The organism is Streptomyces sp. NPDC028331, from assembly GCF_055565775.1.
Map to the genome: position 1 here is coordinate 1 of NZ_JBVHTR010000029.1, position 16,460 is coordinate 16,460.

Here is a 16,460-nt window from a genome sequence, read left to right on the forward strand (position 1 = left end):
CGGCTTTGTCGACTCTATCAGATCCCTCAGTTCCCTTCGGGGTCTGACGCCCAGTCAACCGGGCTTGCCGTCCCGGCCCTTCGGCCGTTCCGACGAGTGAGACTTTAGCGGATTCTCGGCTCCCCGCGCTAATCGGGGGCTTCGTTCCGACATTCCGAAAATACGCATGCCAATACGCACGACGACGTAACGCCGATTGTCGGTTGGTACCTGCGGAATGGCTGCCCGGGGACCGACCGGAGTCGGCGCTCACGTCGGACAACCCGGAGAACACTACGGATGGGCCCGGTACGTGTCAACTCGGGTCCGTCCCCTTGCGGAAGGTCCTCGGAGGCGTACCCTCGGTGCCATGACTTCGCGTACGTGCAACCTGCTGTGGTGGGCCGCCTGACGGCGGCCGGACTCACGTATGCGTTCAACGGCCGCCGTTTCGGCGGCCGTTCTCGTATCTCCCTCCGGACCTCCGAGGGGCGGCCGGCCGAAGGCGGCGGCCCCGACCAGGAGGTGGAGTGAGATGACACGGGTCTTCAGCGGGGTCAAGCCGACCGGGCACCTGACGCTGGGCAACTACCTGGGCGCCATCCAGCGGTGGGTGGACGTCGACCAGCACCAGGCGGACGCCCTCTTCTGCGTCGTGGACCTGCATGCCTTGACCGTGGACCACGATCCGGCGCGGGTGCGCAGGCTCAGTCGGCAGGCGGCGACGCTGTTCCTGGCGGCAGGGCTCGACCCGGAACGGTGCACGCTGTTCGTGCAGAGCCACGTCGACGAGCACGCGCGGCTGTCGTACCTGCTGGAGTGCGTGGCCACCGACGGCGAGATGCGGCGCATGATCCAGTACAAGGAGAAGTCCCGGCGCGAGAGTGAGCGGGGCAGGAGCGTACGGCTGTCCCTGCTGACGTATCCCGTGCTGATGGCCGCGGACATCCTGGCGTACGGGACGGACGAGGTGCCCGTCGGGGACGACCAGACGCAGCACGTGGAGCTGGCCCGGGATCTGGCCGTGCGGTTCAACCAGCGGTACGGGCACACGTTCGTGGTGCCCAGGGCGACGCCTCCCAAGGTCGCGACCCGCGTCATGAACCTTCAGGACCCGACCGCGAAGATGGGCAAGTCCGACGACTTCGGGCCGGGGATCGTCTATCTGCTCGACGAGCCGGACGTCGTACGGAAGAAGGTCATGCGTGCCGTGACCGACAGCGGGACGGACGTCGTGTACGACCGGGAGGCGCGTCCCGGCGTGGCCAATCTCCTGGAGATCCTCGCCGCGTGTTCCGGTGGTGACCCCGAGAAGCTGAGCGGGGCCTACCAGTCGTACGGCGCCCTGAAGAAGGACACCGCGGAGGCGGTGGTCGAGCTGCTGCGGCCGGTGCAGGAGCGGCATCGGGAGTTGTGCGCCGATCCCGCCTACGTGGAGGAGGTGTTGCGCGGTGGTGCGGAGCGGGCGCGGGCGATGGCCCGGCCGACCGTGGATGCCGCCTATCGCGCGATCGGGCTGCTGCCGGCCGCCACCGACGTGCCGGACGCCGTGGTGAGCGCGGCTCGGTAGGCGCGCGGGCCGGTGGCGCGACGCGCGCGGGTCGGCGCAGGCGTCGGCCGTGTCCCGGCGGGGGGGCGGGTTCGCGCGGGTGGTGACCCGGCGCCCGCCCCCGGGGTGTCAGCTGTTGCCGGAGGCCAGTGCGCGACTGCGGTCGCGGGCGGCTTCGAGGGCGGCGATGAGGGCGGCCCGCACGCCGTGGTTCTCGAGTTCGCGGATGGCGTTGATGGTGGTGCCCGCGGGGGACGTGACGTTCTCGCGGAGCTTGACCGGGTGTTCGCCGCTGTCGCGGAGCATCACCGCGGCGCCGATCGCGGACTGGACGATCAGGTCGTGGGCCTTGTCGCGGGGCAGACCGAGCAGGATGCCGGCGTCGGTCATGGCCTCGACCAGGTAGAAGAAGTACGCCGGGCCCGAGCCGGACAGCGCGGTGCAGGCGTCCTGCTGGGACTCGGGAACGCGCAGGGTCTTGCCGACGGCGCCGAAGATCTCCTCGGCGTGCTCGAGATGGGCGGCGGTGGCGTGGGTGCCGGCGGAGATGACGGACATGGCCTCGTCGACGAGGGCGGGAGTGTTCGTCATGACGCGGACGACGGGGGTGCCGGCGGCGAGGCGGGCCTCGAAGAAGGAGGTGGGGATGCCCGCGGCGCCGCTGATGACCAGGCGGTCGGCCGGGACGTGGGGGGCGAGTTCGTCGAGGAGCGTGCCCATGTCCTGGGGCTTGACCGTGAGGATGAGCGTGTCGGCGTTCTTCGCGGCCTCGGGGTTGGTGACCGGGGTGACGCCGTAGCGGGTGCGGAGCTCCTCGGCCCGCTCCCGCCGACGGGCGGTCACCAGGAGGTCGGCGGGGGCCCAGCCGGCTCGGATCATTCCGCTGAGCAGGGCTTCGCCGATCTTGCCGGTGCCGAGGACTGCGACTTTCTGGGTCATGGTGGTGGGGACCTCCGGGATGCGTCGTCCTTCGGTCATCCTCGCACTCGGGGCGGGTGACGTCGGCGGGTGTCCGGTGGGCGGGACGGTGGGTGTGCGGTGCCCCGGGGCGGGGTGGTCAGGGACGCCGGGCCACGATCAGCAGGACGTCGTAGACCTCCTCCACGTGGCCGTCCGGGAAGGTTCCGAGGAGATGGCTTCGCTCCTCGGCGAGGAAGGCCTTCGTGCGCTCCTCGCCGGCGAGGAGGAAGAGGGAGTGGCTGCCGATGTTGGCGAGGTGGGTGTCCACGGGGACCGTGCGGCTCCAGCGGACGACGCGACCGGTATGGGCGGGGACCTCGGGGGCGCCTTCGAAGGCGAGTTCTGTACGGGTGCCGCCGGCGCCGTTCTTGGTGGCCTGCTCGGTACCGAAGAAGCGCTTGATGCGCTCCGCCTGCTCGGCGATCCAGGGGACGTCGGGTGCGTCCATGTTCCACCACAGCGCGAGCGCGCCGCCCGGCCGCAGGACGCGCAGGGCCTCGGGGACCGAGCGGGCGGGGTCGGTCCAGTGCCAGGACTGGGCGTAGGTGAGGACGTCGGCGGAGGCGGATGCGAGGGGCAGTGCGTTGCCGTCGCCGCGCAGCAGGGGGACGTCGGGGAGGGTGCGGCGGAACTGGGCGGCCATGCCGGCGCCGGGCTCGACGGCGAGGACGCGCGCGCCGCGGTCCTTGAGCAGGGCGGTGGCGATACCGGTGCCGGCACCGATGTCGGCGACACGGGCGCCGGCGAGGGGCCGGCCGGCGAGGTCTTCGAGGGCGTCGAAGAGGGCGGGCGGGTAGGACGGCCGGTTGGCGGCGTACTGGGCCGCTGCGGCGTTGAAGGAGTGGGCGCGGGCGGCTCGGGAGGGCGCGGTCATACGCCCATGGTGGCGGGCGGCGGGGACCGGGACAGCCGGTTTTTCGCCGCCCGGCCGCCGGGCCCGGATCAGGATCGGCGCCGTCGGGAGGGGTTGCCGGTGCGGCGCGAGGTGCGCTTCTCGTGGGCGGCGCGGGCCTGGTCGTACTCCTCGCGGTGGAGCTTCTCGCCCGGGGCCTCGATCAGGGAGCGGAGGAAGTAGGCGACGAGGGAGCCGACGAAGCCGATGGTGAGGAGGCCGCGCAGGGAGGACTGACGCTCGGGGTCGGGGCGCTTGCCGAAGGCTCCCCAGGTGTGACCGAAAGCGAGTGCGCTGCACACCGCGAACATGACCACGACCAGGAGGGTCACCGTGGTGCCGACGTCGGCGATGCCCAGGCCCTGGTAGGCGAAGCGCAGGACCAGGCAGGAGACCGCGACGGCGGCGAGGGAGCCGACGGACACGGCGACGCGGCGGGCCGGGTAGCCGCCGTCGTGATCCACCCAGGTGGTGCCGAAGAAGCGGATCGGTTCGGGGCGGGGGCCGCCCTTGGAGGTGTCCGGAGTGCCGTTCTCGTCGCTCACGGGTCGATTATCACTCCGGCGGCGGGCGGTCCCCGCGGCGGTGGGGTCAGGCGCAGCGGGAGGCGACGTAGCCGTCGCTGCCCGTGTGCACGTAGGCGTCCGAGACGTACTCGCCGCTGCCGATGTTGTCCCAGATGGCGCTCGTGCCGTAGGGGCCGGTCACCGTGGTGCCCGGTGTCTGGCAGTAGATCGGCACCTGGGCGCCCTCGGGCAGGACCCGGACGATGCCGTAGCCGGTACCGGGGCCGCTGCGGACGTTGAGCCGGACGCCCGGGGCGACCGGGTAGTAGTGCAGGGCCGTCGTCGTGACGGCGTGCTGCTCCGGGCCGCGCTCGGCCTCTTCCACATGCTCGACAGACATGCCGGTCCTCCCCCGTTGAGCCCCATGACTGTCATGGGGTCCCGTTGATTCCCTAGCGTCACGCGCTGAAACACATGTGTGTGACGTGAACGCGGAGGCTAGCAAGCCGCCTCGGTCTCGAAGAAGTCATCGACTAGGCTCCGTCCGTCGCGCGCGCGGACGAACAGCACGGGGGTGGTCCATGACGCCACAGCGCAACACCGGAGCGGGCGCGGAAGCGGAACTTCCGGAGTACGCCGGGCACTACCGCCTGGAGTCCTGTCTTGGCTCCGGTGGGATGGGTGTGGTGCACCTGGCCCGCAGCACCTCCGGGATGAAGCTGGCGGTGAAGGTCGTGCACGCCGACTACGCCAAAGACCCCGAGTTCAGAGGGCGCTTCCGGCAGGAGGTGGCCGCGGCCCGGCGGGTGAGCGGTGCCTTCACGGCGCCCGTCGTCGACGCCGACCCGGAGGCCGAACGGCCCTGGATGGCGACGCTGTTCATCCCCGGCCCGACCCTGTCCGACCATGTGAAACGGAACGGGCCCATGCCCCCGGCCCAGGTGCGCCGGCTGATGGCCGGGCTCGCGGAGGCGCTGCGCGACATCCATCGGGCCGGGGTCGTGCACCGGGATCTGAAGCCGAGCAACGTGCTGCTCGCGGAGGACGGACCGAAGGTCATCGACTTCGGCATCTCCCGGCCGACGGACAGCGAACTGCGCACCGAGACCGGCAAGTTGATCGGCACGCCGCCCTTCATGGCGCCCGAGCAGTTCCGGCGGCCGAGGGAGGTCGGGCCGGCCGCCGACGTCTTCGCCCTGGGGTCCGTGATGGTGCACGCGGCGACCGGGCGGGGGCCGTTCGATTCGGACAGTCCGTACATCGTGGCCTACCAGGTGGTGCACGACGAGCCGGACCTGACGGGCGTACCGGAGGATCTGGCGCCGCTGGTGCTGCGGTGTCTCGCCAAGGAGCCCGAGGACCGGCCGACGCCGGACGAGCTGATGCGGGAACTGCGGTCGGTGGCGGCCTCGTACGACACCCAGCCGTTCATACCGTCGCAGCGGACGGGCGGCGACGACGTACCGAAGCCCGCGGCCGGCCCCGAGAAGCCGCAGCGGTGGCGGAAGGGACGGCTGCCCAAGCGGGTGGCCCTGGCAGCGGGGGCGCTGGGTCTGGTGGCCGTCGGCGCGTTCGCCTCGATTCCCCTGCTCGGAACAGGGGGTGGCGGGCCGCCCCGCACCACCACCCGGTCGGCCCCGCCGGACGGATTCCGCCAGTGGCAGGCGGGCCCGGTGTCCGGGGGCACCGGTACGCCGCACTGCTCCTACGGGGCGGGAAAGCTGCTCTGCGCACGGTCGGGGCTCGTCTACGCCCTCGATCCGGCCGACGGCACGCTGCTGTGGCGGCACGGCATCACCGCGGCGCCCAGGAGCGGACCGCCGGTCCTGTCGGGCGGCCTCGTGCAGCCGCTGCCGGGCCGGGGACGGCGTCTGGAGGCGTTCGACCCCGCTTCGGGCAGGACGCGTTGGCAACGGGACGTTCCGCCGAACAACGGACTCCTGCCCGCCGGGGGCATGCTGCTGATCACCGGCAGGGACGGCACCGTCACCGGCGTCGACAGCGCATCGGGCGACACCGAGTGGCGCCGGCGGATCTCCGGGCAGGGCATGCCGCTGTTCACCTCGCTCCCCGGCGACCCGGCGGCGTACGCGGCGAGCGTCTCCGACGACGGGAGCAGCACGCACGTCACCGCGGTGGATCCGGTGACCGGTGACGTGCGGTGGGACGCCCGGCTCGGCGGGCAGCTCGAACCCTTCGCCGCCGGCGATGGCTCCCTCTTCTTCCTCTCCCAGGGTGTGTACGGCGAGACGAAAGCGGTCGTCCGCTACACCCCCGGTTCCGGGGCGGTGCGCCGTGTCCCCCTGACGATCGCGTCGGAGGCCGCTCGGGCGACCGTGCACGGCGGCGTGGCCTACCTCCTGGCGGCGGGCGGTTCGCTGGTGGCCGTCGATCTGGAGACGCGCAGGGAGCTGTGGCGTCTGGAGACGTCGGTGAGCCGCGGTTCGGCGCCGGTCGTGGCCGACGGTCAGGTGTACTTCTCGGCGGCCGACGGGCGGCTCATCGCCGTCGACGCCCGTGACGGGAAGCTCCTCGGCCAGACCCGGCCCCGGCTGGGCACGGACTCGGACCGGGTGATGGCCACGCTGCCGGAACCGGTGGTCATCGACCACCACGTCTACGCGACCGCCCCGGACGGCACGGTCTTCGCCGTGGACGGACGCCACCCGGCCCGCTGGTAGGACGCGCGAGGGCCGCCCGTCGCCGGGCGGCCCTCGAAGGAGTGGACCCGAGCGGACCCGAGTGGGTCCTCAGCCCAGCTTCGTCACGTCGCGCACCGCGCCCTTGTCCGCGCTGGTCGCCATCGCGGCGTACGCGCGCAGTGCCGCCGAGACCTTGCGGTCGCGGTTCGCGGGGGCGTAGACGCCGTTCAGCGCGTCGCGGCGGGCGGCCAGCTCCTCGTCGGCGACCAGGAGTTCGATCGTGCGGTTCGGGATGTCGATGCGGATGCGGTCGCCGTCCCGGACGAGGGCGATGGTGCCGCCGGAGGCCGCCTCCGGGGAGGCGTGGCCGATGGACAGGCCCGAAGTGCCGCCGGAGAAACGGCCGTCGGTGATCAGGGCGCAGGTCTTGCCCAGGCCCCGGCCCTTCAGGTACGAGGTCGGGTACAGCATCTCCTGCATGCCGGGGCCGCCCTTGGGGCCCTCGTAGCGGATGACCACGACGTCGCCGTCCTTGACCTCCTGGGTGAGGATCCGCTGGACGGCTTCCTCCTGCGACTCGCAGACGACCGCCGGGCCCTCGAAGGTCCAGATGGACTCGTCGACGCCGGCCGTCTTCACCACGCAGCCGTCGACCGCGAGGTTGCCCTTGAGGACCGCCAGGCCGCCGTCCTTGGAGTACGCGTGCTCGACCGAGCGGATGCAGCCGTTCTCGGCGTCGTCGTCCAGGGCCTCCCAGCGCTCCGACTGCGAGAAGGCCTCCGCGGAGCGGACGCAGCCCGGGGCCGCGTGCCACAGCTCCACCGCTTCCGGGGACGGGGAGCCGCCGCGGATGTCCCAGGTCTTCAGCCAGTCCGCGAGGGACGGGCTGTGGACGGCGTGCACGTCCTCGTTGAGCAGGCCCGCGCGGTGCAGCTCGCCGAGGAGGGCGGGGATGCCGCCGGCGCGGTGCACGTCCTCCATGTAGTACGTGCGGTTCTTCGCCACGTTGGGCGCCACCTTCGCCAGGCACGGCACCCGGCGGGAGACGGCGTCGATCTCCTCCAGGCCGAAGGGGACGCCCGCCTCCTGGGCCGCGGCCAGCAGGTGCAGGATCGTGTTGGTGGAGCCGCCCATGGCGATGTCGAGGGCCATCGCGTTCTCGAAGGCGGCGAAGGTGGCGATGCTGCGCGGCAGGACCGTGTCGTCGTCCTGCTCGTAGTAGCGGCGGGTGAGGTCCATGACCGTGCGGGCGGCGTCGACGTAGAGCTGCCTGCGCGCGGTGTGGGTGGCGAGGACCGAGCCGTTGCCGGGCAGGGAGAGGCCGATCGCCTCGGTCAGGCAGTTCATCGAGTTGGCGGTGAACATGCCGGAACACGAGCCGCAGGTCGGGCAGGCGTTCTCCTCGATGCGGAGGATGTCCTCGTCGGAGATCTTGTCGTTCACGGCGTCGGAGATCGCGTCGACCAGGTCGAGGGTGCGGACCGTGCCGTCGACCAGGGTGGCGCGGCCGGACTCCATGGGGCCGCCGGAGACGAAGACCGTCGGGATGTTCAGGCGCAGGGCCGCCATCAGCATGCCCGGGGTGATCTTGTCGCAGTTGGAGATGCAGACCAGGGCGTCGGCGCAGTGGGCCTCCACCATGTACTCCACGCTGTCCGCGATCAGGTCGCGGGAGGGCAGGGAGTACAGCATGCCGCCGTGGCCCATGGCGATGCCGTCGTCCACCGCGATGGTGTTGAACTCGCGCGGGATGCCGCCGGCCTCCCTGATCGCCTCGCTGACGATCCGGCCGACCGGCTGCAGGTGGGTGTGGCCCGGGACGAACTCGGTGAAGGAGTTGGCGACGGCGATGATCGGCTTCCGTCCGATGTCCGCACCGGGTACACCGGAGGCGCGCATGAGGGCACGGGCGCCCGCCATGTTGCGGCCGTGGGTGACTGTGCGGGACCTCAGCTCGGGCATCGTCGCTCGCTCCTTCGGAGAGTTCCGCCGGGGAGCCCGGCGGAGTTCTGACTCACGTCGAGCGTACGCCGGTGCTCCAAGGGACGGACACGATGTCCGGTATACGGGACGTGTGTCTCGGCGGCCGTGGCGCATGCCAGGCCGGGCGGGGAGGGCCGCTCAGCGACGGGGCACCTGGACCGCCGACGCCAGGTGCAGCCGGGTGAAGGCGAGGGCCTCCGCGAGGTCGGCCTCGCGCTCGGCGCCGGACATGGCGCGGCGGGTGTTGACCTCGATGACGACGTACCCGTCGAAGCCGCCCAGGGCCAGCCGCTCCAGGACCTCGGCGCAGGGCTGTATGCCCCGGCCGGGGACGAGGTGCTCGTCCTTGTTGGAGCCGTTGCCGTCGGCGAGGTGGACGTGGCCCAGGCGGTCGCCCATGCGGTCGAGCATCTGCAGGGCGTCGGCGCGGGCCGTGGCGGTGTGGCTGAGGTCGATCGTGAAGTGCCGGTAGTCGTCCCTCGTGACGTCCCAGTCGGGGGCGTACGCGAGCATCTCGCGGTCCCGGTAGCGCCACGGGTACATGTTCTCGACGGCGAACCGCACATCCGTCTCGTCCGCCATGCGCCAGACGCCGTCGACGAAGTCGCGCGCGTACTGCCGCTGCCAGCGGAAGGGCGGGTGGACCACCACGGTGCCCGCGCCGAGCTTCTCGGCGGCGGCCCGGGCCCGCTGGAGCTTGACCCACGGGTCGGTGGACCACACGCGCTGCGTGATCAGCAGACAGGGGGCGTGAACGGCGAGAACGGGGATCTCGTGGTAGTCGCTGAGCCGGCGCAGCGCCTCGATGTCCTGGCTGACCGGGTCGGTCCACACCATGACCTCGACCCCGTCGTAGCCGAGGCGCGCGGCGATCTCGAAGGCCGTCGCCGTCGACTCCGGATAGACGGAGGCCGTCGACAGCGCGACCTTCGCATCCGGGATGCGCACGACTGGCTCTGCCATGGGGGACAGGTTACGGGGTGCCGTGAGCGGGTGCGGAGCGCCTGCCGGCCGTTGTGGCCTTCGTCATGCGCGGGCGCGGGATCACACGGGCCTGTGCCACGCGGGGCCGGACCACACGGGCCTTCACCGCCCGCGGGGCCGGGCCACACGGGCCTACGTGGGCGCATGGGCATGGGCCACATGGGGGCCTACGTACACACGCACGCACAAGCGACGTGGGTCACACACGGTCACACGCATGCACGCACAAGCCACGTGGGTCACACGCACGCACGCACAAGCCAGGTGGGTCTGTGTCATACGCGCCCAGGTCGCCTGTGTCGCAGACCACACAGGCCCACGCCACAGGGCCATGCCACTGAGCCGCGTCGGCCTCCGGCGGGTGCGGGGGGCGGGGTTGCGCGGGTGCGGGGTTGCGCGGGGATGCACTGGTTGCGCGCCCCTGCGCGCGAGGCGCGCATCGGCGCATTCCCGCGCCGTTTGGGGCGCGGGAATGCGCCCCCCGGCTCAGGGTGAGCCCATGTGATCCAGCCGACGCAGGATCACGCCCTCCCGCAGCGCCCAGGGGCATATCTCGAGCGTCTCCACGCCGAACAGGTCCATCGCCGCCTCCGCGACCAGCGCCCCGGCGAGGAGCTGGCCCGCGCGGCCGTCGGAGACGCCGGGGAGTTCCGCGCGCTGCGCCGCCGTCATCCCGGCGAGCTGGGGCACCCAGCCCTCCAGGGACTCCCGCTTCAGCTCCCGCTGCACATACAGGCCCTCCGCGGAGCGGGCCGCCCCGGCGATGCGGGCGAGCTGCTTGAACGTCTTGGAGGTGGCGACGACGTGGTCGGGCGCCCCGAAGCGGCTGAACTCGCCGACCGTGCGGGCGATCTCGGTGCGCACGTGGCGGCGCAGCGCCCTGACGTCCTCCGGGTCGGGCGGATCGCCGGGCAGCCACGCGGCGGTCAGCCGGCCGGCGCCGAGGGGCAGGGACACGGCGGCGTCGGGTTCCTCGTCGATGCCGTAGGCGACCTCCAGGGAGCCGCCGCCGATGTCCAGGACGAGGAGCTTGCCCGCGGACCAGCCGAACCAGCGGCGGGCGGCGAGGAAGGTCAGCCGGGCCTCCTCCTCGCCGGTCAGCACCTGAAGCCGGACGCCCGTGGCGTCCTCGACGCGGGTGAGGACGTCGTCGGCGTTGGCGGCCTCGCGCACCGCCGAGGTGGCGAACGGCAGCAGGTCCTCGACGCCCTTGTCCTCCGCCGCCTGCAAGGCGTCCCGGACGACGGCGATCAGCCTGTCCACACCCTCCGGGCCGATGACTCCGCCGTCGTGGAGAAGTTCGGCGAGCCGCAGCTCCACCTTGTGCGAGTGCGCGGGCAGGGGGCGCGCGCCGGGGTGGGCGTCCACCACCAGCAGATGCACCGTGTTCGAACCCACGTCGAGGACACCGAGTCTCATGTACGGAACGCTACTGCCAGTGCGGGGATCTGCCGTCCCCCGAGCGGTCCGCGGCCACTTACCCTGGAGGCGTGCCAAAGACGAAAAAGGCGAAGACCGACAAATCCTCCAGGGGATCGAAGGATTCTTCGCAGGCGAAGCCGTCCCCGTCGGAAAAGGCCCTGAAGATGGCGAAGAAAGCCCCGAAGGTGAGCGACGAGAAGGGGCTCGACTTCGCGCGCGCGTGGGTGGAGTTTCCGGATCCGGCCGACGACGAGCAGGTCTTCCGGTGCGATCTGACATGGCTGACCTCCCGCTGGAACTGCATCTTCGGCAGCGGCTGCCAGGGCATCCAGGCGGGCCGCGCGGACGACGGGTGCTGCACTCTGGGGGCGCACTTCTCCGACGAGGACGACGAGAAGCGGGTGGCCGGGCACGTCGCACGGCTCACTCCGGAGATCTGGCAGCACCATGACGTGGGCATGGAGACGGGCTGGGTCGCGGAGGACGACGAGGGATCCCGGCAGACCCGCCCGTACCAGGGCTCGTGCATCTTCCAGAACCGGCCCGGGTTCGCGGGCGGCGCGGGCTGCTCGCTGCACATCCTGGCCCTGCGGGAGGGCCGCGAGCCGCTGGAGACCAAGCCGGACGTGTGCTGGCAGTTGCCTATCCGGCGCACATACGAGTGGATCGACCGGCCCGACGACACCCGGGTGCTGCAGGTGTCGATCGGTGAGTACGACCGCCGGGGCTGGGGTCCGGGCGGCCACGACCTGCACTGGTGGTGCACGTCGGCGACGTCGGCGCACGGCGCGGGCGAGCCGGTGTACGTCTCCTACCGGGCGGAGCTGACCGAGCTGATGGGCAAGGCGGGGTACGACCGCCTGGCCGAGCTGTGCGAGCAGCGCCTGGCGTCGCAGTTGCCGCTGGTGGCGCCGCATCCCGCGGATCCCGGGGCCTGACGGTACGGACAAGGCGGCCTACGAGGCCGGGCTCGGCGCGCCGCTGTCGGTGGGCGGCGGTGTGGAGGCCGGCGGGTCGGAGGGCGGCGGGCTCGAGGACGGCGGGTCGGTCGGGGTCGGGTCGCCGGGAGTGGGGTCCGAGCCGGGCGGCGGACCGGTCGGTGAGGGGTCGGACGGGGCGGTGTGGCTGGGGGTGGGGCGCGGGTCGGACGGGCCCGCCGCGCCGTAGCCGTCGATCGTGACGACGGCGCCCGCGGGGGCCACCGCGACCTGTGCGCGCCAGGGGCCGGACGGCTCGTGGAGGTGGTCGACGTAGACCCGGATCGTGAACGACGCGCCCGGGTCGAGCGCGCCCGAGGACCGGTTCACGGAGAGCCAGGAGGCGCCCGTGGCCGCGGACCAGTGGACCGGTGAACCACCGGAGGCGGTGAGGGTGATCAGGGTGGTGGTGCCGTCGTTGCGGGCCGTCACCGTCAGGTGTTCCTCTCCCGGTGCGGCCGTCACCACGCCGATGACCTCGACGGAGACGTCCGGTGTGCGGCCGTCCTTGCCGAGGGGGCGGCCGCCGGGTCTGGCGCTGGCGTTGCCCGCGTTCTCGTAGCCGCCCGTGCCCTCGCCGCCGAGGGACGCGGTGCCGCGCACCTCGCGGGCGGTGGCGGGGCGGCCGTCGGCGGCCTCGCCGGTGAGGGGGCCGCGGTAGGCGGCCCACAGGGCGAGCACCGGGGCGGCGACCACGGTGGCGACGACGGTGGTCGTGACGGCACGCGCGCGGAGGCGGTCGCGACGGGCCGCGTGGTCCTTCGGGTCCATGGGGAAGCCGCGCCGGTCGAAGCGGGGGGCGCCGCCACGCGCGCGTGCGGCGTGCGTCATCGCGGTGTGCAGGGCCGCGCGCGGAGCCTGGAGGACGGGCAGCGCGGCGGGGGTGACGCTGGTGCCGGGCCAGGCGCCGGGGACGGCGCGCTCGGCGGTGCGGCGGCAGCGCGGGCAGTCGTCGACGTGCCGGACGAGCTCACGGCGCAGGGCGGCGCCGAGGACGAACTGGTGGTCGCCGGTGAGCCGGGCGACGCCCGGGCAGCCGCCGGTCTCCACGACGGCGAGGGCGGCGCGGGTGCGTTCGACCTCGCAGGCGGCGGAGGCGAGCAGGTCCCGGGCGGCGGCCGGGTCCAGGGCGAGCACGGCGGCGACCTCACGGGGGGCGAGCTGGTGGCGCACCGCCAGTTCGAGCGCTTCGCGCTGCTCGGGGGTGGTGCCGGCGGCCTCCGGCCAGGCGAGCTGGGCGAGCTCGCGGCGGCGCAGCTCCTCGGTCTCCTCGGCCGGCTGCCCAGGAGCCCCGATCGCTCCGGCGGCGCGCCGGTCCGCGGCCTCCTTGGGCGCGCGCAGGTCGCGCTCCCGGCCGGGCCTGCGGTGGCGCCGGGCCTCGGCGAGGCGGCGCAGACAGGACCAGCGGGCGAGGGCGTAGAGCCACGCGCGGTGGTCGTCGCGGGTCCGTGGGCCGCGGGTGCCGCGGCGCTCGGCGAGCGCGAGGGCGTCGCCGAGGGCCTCGGTCGCCGCGTCGTGGTCGCACAGCACGGACAGGCAGTAGGTGAACAGTCCGTCCACATAGGGGTCGTAGCGCGCGGGCAGGCGCTGCGCCGGCGTGCGAGGGGTCGCGCCACGGGACGCGCTCCCCCGCTGGCGCGCGTCACTGCGCGCCGGGTGCGCGCCGCTGGCGTGCGTCGAGGTCTCCGGGCTGCTGCTCATCACCCGTGCGACCGTAGGCGGCGATGACCGGCGCCTTCTTCCTCCTTGAGCACTTTTACTCCGTACGGGTGAAACGATCCCTCATAAGGGGACAGGAGCGATGTGTTCCGCAGTTCGGGGGGTGCGCGGGGCAGCGGGGCGCCGGATTGTAGGACAGCCCCCGCCGGGCACCGCTGCCGGTCGCCCGTGAGCGGTTGTCAGTGGCCCCCGCTACGGTTCCGTGCATGGCTGCCCGTACCAAGACCTCCAAGGACCGGCCGTCCTACCGCTGCACCGAGTGCGGCTGGCAGACGGCCAAGTGGCTCGGCCGCTGCCCCGAGTGCCAGGCCTGGGGGACGATCGAGGAGTACGGCGCGCCCGCGGTCCGTACGACGGCTCCGGGGCGGGTGACCAGCTCCGCCCTGCCGATCGGCCAGGTCGACGGGCGGCAGGCCACCGCCCGGTCCACCGGCGTGCCCGAGCTGGACCGCGTCCTCGGCGGCGGCCTGGTGCCCGGCGCGGTGGTGCTGCTGGCGGGCGAACCCGGCGTCGGCAAGTCCACGCTGCTGCTCGACGTCGCGGCCAAGGCGGCGAGCGAGGAGCACCGCACGCTGTACGTGACCGGCGAGGAGTCCGCGAGCCAGGTGCGGTTGCGCGCCGACCGCATCGGAGCCATCCACGACCACCTCTACCTGGCGGCGGAGACGGACCTCGCGGCCGTCCTCGGCCATCTGGACGCGGTGAAGCCGTCCCTGCTCGTCCTCGACTCGGTGCAGACCGTCGCCTCCCCGGAGATCGACGGCGCCCCCGGCGGCATGGCCCAGGTGCGCGAGGTCGCCGGGGCCCTGATCCGGGCGTCCAAGGAACGCGGCATGGCCACCCTGCTGGTGGGCCACGTCACCAAGGACGGCGCGATCGCGGGCCCGCGCCTGCTGGAGCACCTGGTGGACGTCGTCCTGCAGTTCGAGGGCGACCGGCACGCCCGCCTGCGCCTCGTCCGGGGCGTCAAGAACCGCTACGGCGCCACGGACGAGGTCGGCTGCTTCGAGCTCCACGACGAGGGCATCACGGGTCTCGCGGACCCCAGCGGCCTGTTCCTGACCCGCCGCGACGAGCCGGTCCCCGGCACCTGCCTCACCGTCACCCTGGAGGGCCGCCGCCCCCTGGTGGCCGAGGTGCAGGCCCTGACCGTCGACTCGCAGATCCCCTCCCCGCGGCGGACGACGTCCGGCCTGGAGACCTCCCGGGTCTCGATGATGCTCGCCGTGCTGGAGCAGCGCGGCCGGATCAGCGCTCTCGGCAAGCGGGACATCTACTCGGCGACCGTCGGCGGGGTGAAGCTCTCCGAGCCGGCCGCCGACCTGGCGGTCGCACTGGCGCTGGCGAGCGCCGCGAGCGACACCCCGCTGCCGAAGAACCTGGTCGCGATCGGCGAGGTCGGCCTCGCCGGGGAGGTGAGACGGGTCACGGGCGTCCAGCGCCGCCTGGCCGAGGCCCACCGCCTGGGCTTCACACACGCCCTCGTACCGGCAGACGCCGGGAAGATCCCACCCGGGATGAAGGTGCTGGAAGTGGCGGACGTGGGGGACGCGCTGCGGGTCCTCCCCCGCTCCCGTCGACGGGACGCCCCACGGGACGAGGAGGACCGCCGGTAGACTTTGCCCTGGTCTCGCCCGTCCGTACGAACCGAGTGCGCGACACGGGAGCGCCCCAGAACCTGCGACCGGAGGAGTGCAGTGGCAGCCAACGACCGGGCAGCAGCTCCCGGCAAGTCCGGTGGGAGTGCCGGTTCCGATGGCCTGATGCGCGCCTCGCTGAGCGCCGTGGCACCCGGCACGCCGCTGCGTGACGGCCTGGAGCGCGTGCTCCGCGGCAACACCGGCGGTCTCATCGTGCTCGGCTCCGACAAGACCGTCGAGGCGATGTGCACGGGCGGTTTCGTCCTGGACGTCGAGTTCACGGCCACCCGGCTGCGGGAGCTGTGCAAGCTGGACGGCGGTCTCGTGCTCTCCTCGGACCTGTCCAAGATCCTCAGGGCGGGCGTGCAGTTCGTCCCGGACCCCACGATCCCGACCGAGGAGACGGGCACCCGGCACCGCACGGCGGACCGGGTGAGCAAGCAGGTCGGCTTCCCGGTGGTCTCGGTCTCCCAGTCGATGCGCCTGATCGCGCTCTACGTCGACGGGCAGCGCCGGGTCCTGGAGGACTCGGCGGCGATCCTGTCCCGCGCCAACCAGGCCCTGGCCACCCTGGAGCGGTACAAGCTCCGCCTGGACGAGGTGGCCGGCACGCTGTCCGCGCTGGAGATCGAGGACCTGGTGACGGTCCGGGACGTCTCCGCGGTGGCGCAGCGGCTGGAGATGGTGCGCCGCATCGCCACCGAGATCGCGGAGTACGTGGTCGAACTGGGCACGGACGGCCGCCTGCTCGCCCTCCAGCTCGACGAGTTGATCGCGGGCGTGGAGCCGGAACGCGAACTGGTGGTCCGCGACTACGTGCCCGAGCCGACCGCGAAGCGTTCCCGCACGGTCGAGGAGGCGCTGGCCGAACTGGACGCGCTGAGCCACGCGGAGCTCCTGGAGATGTCCACGGTGGCCAAGGCGCTCGGTTACACCGGCTCCCCCGAGTCGCTCGACTCGGCGGTGTCCCCGCGCGGCTTCCGCCTGCTGGCGAAGGTCCCGCGGCTGCCCGGCGCGATCATCGACCGCCTGGTGGAGCACTTCGGCGGCCTCCAGAAACTGCTCGCGGCCAGCGTGGACGACCTCCAGACGGTGGACGGCGTGGGCGAGGCCCGGGCGCGGAGCGTACGCGAGGGGCTGTCGCGGCTGGCGGAGTCCTCGATCCTCGAGCGGTACGTCTAGTGCTGTGACCGGAAAGGTTCACCGG

General features: G+C 72.8%; 13 protein-coding genes. 5 read left to right on the plus strand and 8 right to left on the minus strand.

Annotated features, from left to right (window positions below; translation table 11 throughout):
• Positions 1-514 precede the first annotated feature (514 nt).
• The gene (gene trpS / locus ACZ4SW_RS31785; protein WP_468252295.1) at positions 515-1,549 is read left to right on the plus strand and encodes a tryptophan--tRNA ligase; all 1,035 of its coding nucleotides are present in this window, start codon (positions 515-517) and stop codon (positions 1,547-1,549) included.
• 108 nt (positions 1,550-1,657) lie between these two features.
• Here the strand turns inward: trpS and proC are convergent, their stop codons facing one another.
• From proC to ACZ4SW_RS31805, 4 genes are all read right to left on the minus strand, one after another.
• A complete protein-coding gene (gene proC / locus ACZ4SW_RS31790; RefSeq protein ID WP_468252436.1) occupies positions 1,658-2,467 on the minus strand; it encodes a pyrroline-5-carboxylate reductase in 810 nt (269 codons plus the stop codon).
• 118 nt (positions 2,468-2,585) lie between these two features.
• Positions 2,586-3,362 carry a class I SAM-dependent methyltransferase gene (locus ACZ4SW_RS31795; protein ID WP_468252297.1) on the minus strand — a complete coding sequence of 259 codons (777 nt, stop codon included), beginning with the start codon at positions 3,360-3,362 and terminating at the stop codon, positions 2,586-2,588.
• 68 nt (positions 3,363-3,430) lie between these two features.
• The gene (locus ACZ4SW_RS31800; protein ID WP_468252298.1) at positions 3,431-3,925 is read right to left on the minus strand and encodes an EamA/RhaT family transporter; all 495 of its coding nucleotides are present in this window, start codon (positions 3,923-3,925) and stop codon (positions 3,431-3,433) included.
• 46 nt (positions 3,926-3,971) lie between these two features.
• The gene (locus ACZ4SW_RS31805; RefSeq protein ID WP_468252299.1) at positions 3,972-4,286 is read right to left on the minus strand and encodes an SH3 domain-containing protein; all 315 of its coding nucleotides are present in this window, start codon (positions 4,284-4,286) and stop codon (positions 3,972-3,974) included.
• A 181-nt stretch (positions 4,287-4,467) separates the two neighbouring features.
• On the opposite strand from ACZ4SW_RS31805, the gene ACZ4SW_RS31810 reads away from it, so the two are divergent.
• Complete coding sequence (locus tag ACZ4SW_RS31810) at positions 4,468-6,567, plus strand: serine/threonine-protein kinase (protein WP_468252301.1); 2,100 nt, start codon at positions 4,468-4,470, stop codon at positions 6,565-6,567.
• A gap of 69 nt (positions 6,568-6,636) precedes the next feature.
• Here the strand turns inward: ACZ4SW_RS31810 and ilvD are convergent, their stop codons facing one another.
• From ilvD to ACZ4SW_RS31825, 3 genes are all read right to left on the minus strand, one after another.
• The gene (ilvD, locus tag ACZ4SW_RS31815; protein ID WP_468252303.1) at positions 6,637-8,490 is read right to left on the minus strand and encodes a dihydroxy-acid dehydratase; all 1,854 of its coding nucleotides are present in this window, start codon (positions 8,488-8,490) and stop codon (positions 6,637-6,639) included.
• A 159-nt stretch (positions 8,491-8,649) separates the two neighbouring features.
• Positions 8,650-9,474 carry a sugar phosphate isomerase/epimerase family protein gene (locus ACZ4SW_RS31820; RefSeq protein WP_468252306.1) on the minus strand — a complete coding sequence of 275 codons (825 nt, stop codon included), beginning with the start codon at positions 9,472-9,474 and terminating at the stop codon, positions 8,650-8,652.
• A gap of 507 nt (positions 9,475-9,981) precedes the next feature.
• On the minus strand, positions 9,982-10,914 hold the full coding sequence (locus ACZ4SW_RS31825; RefSeq protein WP_468252307.1) for a Ppx/GppA family phosphatase: 933 nt from the start codon (positions 10,912-10,914) through the stop codon (positions 9,982-9,984).
• A 71-nt stretch (positions 10,915-10,985) separates the two neighbouring features.
• Here ACZ4SW_RS31825 and ACZ4SW_RS31830 point away from each other — a divergent pair, with 71 nt between their 5' ends.
• Positions 10,986-11,855, plus strand: a complete 870-nt coding sequence (locus ACZ4SW_RS31830; protein ID WP_468252309.1) for a DUF3109 family protein — start codon at positions 10,986-10,988, stop codon at positions 11,853-11,855.
• Between the two features lie 18 nt (positions 11,856-11,873).
• Here the strand turns inward: ACZ4SW_RS31830 and ACZ4SW_RS31835 are convergent, their stop codons facing one another.
• A complete protein-coding gene (locus ACZ4SW_RS31835) occupies positions 11,874-13,595 on the minus strand; it encodes a BACON domain-containing protein (protein WP_468252310.1) in 1,722 nt (573 codons plus the stop codon).
• A gap of 224 nt (positions 13,596-13,819) precedes the next feature.
• Here ACZ4SW_RS31835 and radA point away from each other — a divergent pair, with 224 nt between their 5' ends.
• Together radA and disA are read left to right on the plus strand one after the other, a co-directional pair.
• On the plus strand, positions 13,820-15,229 hold the full coding sequence (gene radA, locus ACZ4SW_RS31840) for a DNA repair protein RadA (protein WP_468252312.1): 1,410 nt from the start codon (positions 13,820-13,822) through the stop codon (positions 15,227-15,229).
• An 81-nt stretch (positions 15,230-15,310) separates the two neighbouring features.
• Positions 15,311-16,435 (plus strand): DNA integrity scanning diadenylate cyclase DisA, encoded by a 1,125-nt coding sequence (gene disA / locus ACZ4SW_RS31845; RefSeq protein ID WP_468252313.1) that lies wholly within the window; start codon positions 15,311-15,313, stop codon positions 16,433-16,435.
• Positions 16,436-16,460 lie beyond the last annotated feature (25 nt).

Coding starts and splice junctions, on each gene's coding strand:
- ACZ4SW_RS31810 (WP_468252301.1), top strand. CDS start 4,468: ATGACGCCACAGCGCAACACCGGAGCGGGCGCGGAAGCGGAACTTCCG.
- ACZ4SW_RS31795 (WP_468252297.1), bottom strand. CDS start 3,362: ATGACCGCGCCCTCCCGAGCCGCCCGCGCCCACTCCTTCAACGCCGCA.
- ACZ4SW_RS31835 (WP_468252310.1), bottom strand. CDS start 13,595: ATGAGCAGCAGCCCGGAGACCTCGACGCACGCCAGCGGCGCGCACCCG.
- ACZ4SW_RS31825 (WP_468252307.1), bottom strand. CDS start 10,914: ATGAGACTCGGTGTCCTCGACGTGGGTTCGAACACGGTGCATCTGCTG.
- ilvD (WP_468252303.1), bottom strand. CDS start 8,490: ATGCCCGAGCTGAGGTCCCGCACAGTCACCCACGGCCGCAACATGGCG.
- proC (WP_468252436.1), bottom strand. CDS start 2,467: ATGACCCAGAAAGTCGCAGTCCTCGGCACCGGCAAGATCGGCGAAGCC.
- ACZ4SW_RS31805 (WP_468252299.1), bottom strand. CDS start 4,286: ATGTCTGTCGAGCATGTGGAAGAGGCCGAGCGCGGCCCGGAGCAGCAC.
- radA (WP_468252312.1), top strand. CDS start 13,820: ATGGCTGCCCGTACCAAGACCTCCAAGGACCGGCCGTCCTACCGCTGC.
- trpS (WP_468252295.1), top strand. CDS start 515: ATGACACGGGTCTTCAGCGGGGTCAAGCCGACCGGGCACCTGACGCTG.
- ACZ4SW_RS31820 (WP_468252306.1), bottom strand. CDS start 9,474: ATGGCAGAGCCAGTCGTGCGCATCCCGGATGCGAAGGTCGCGCTGTCG.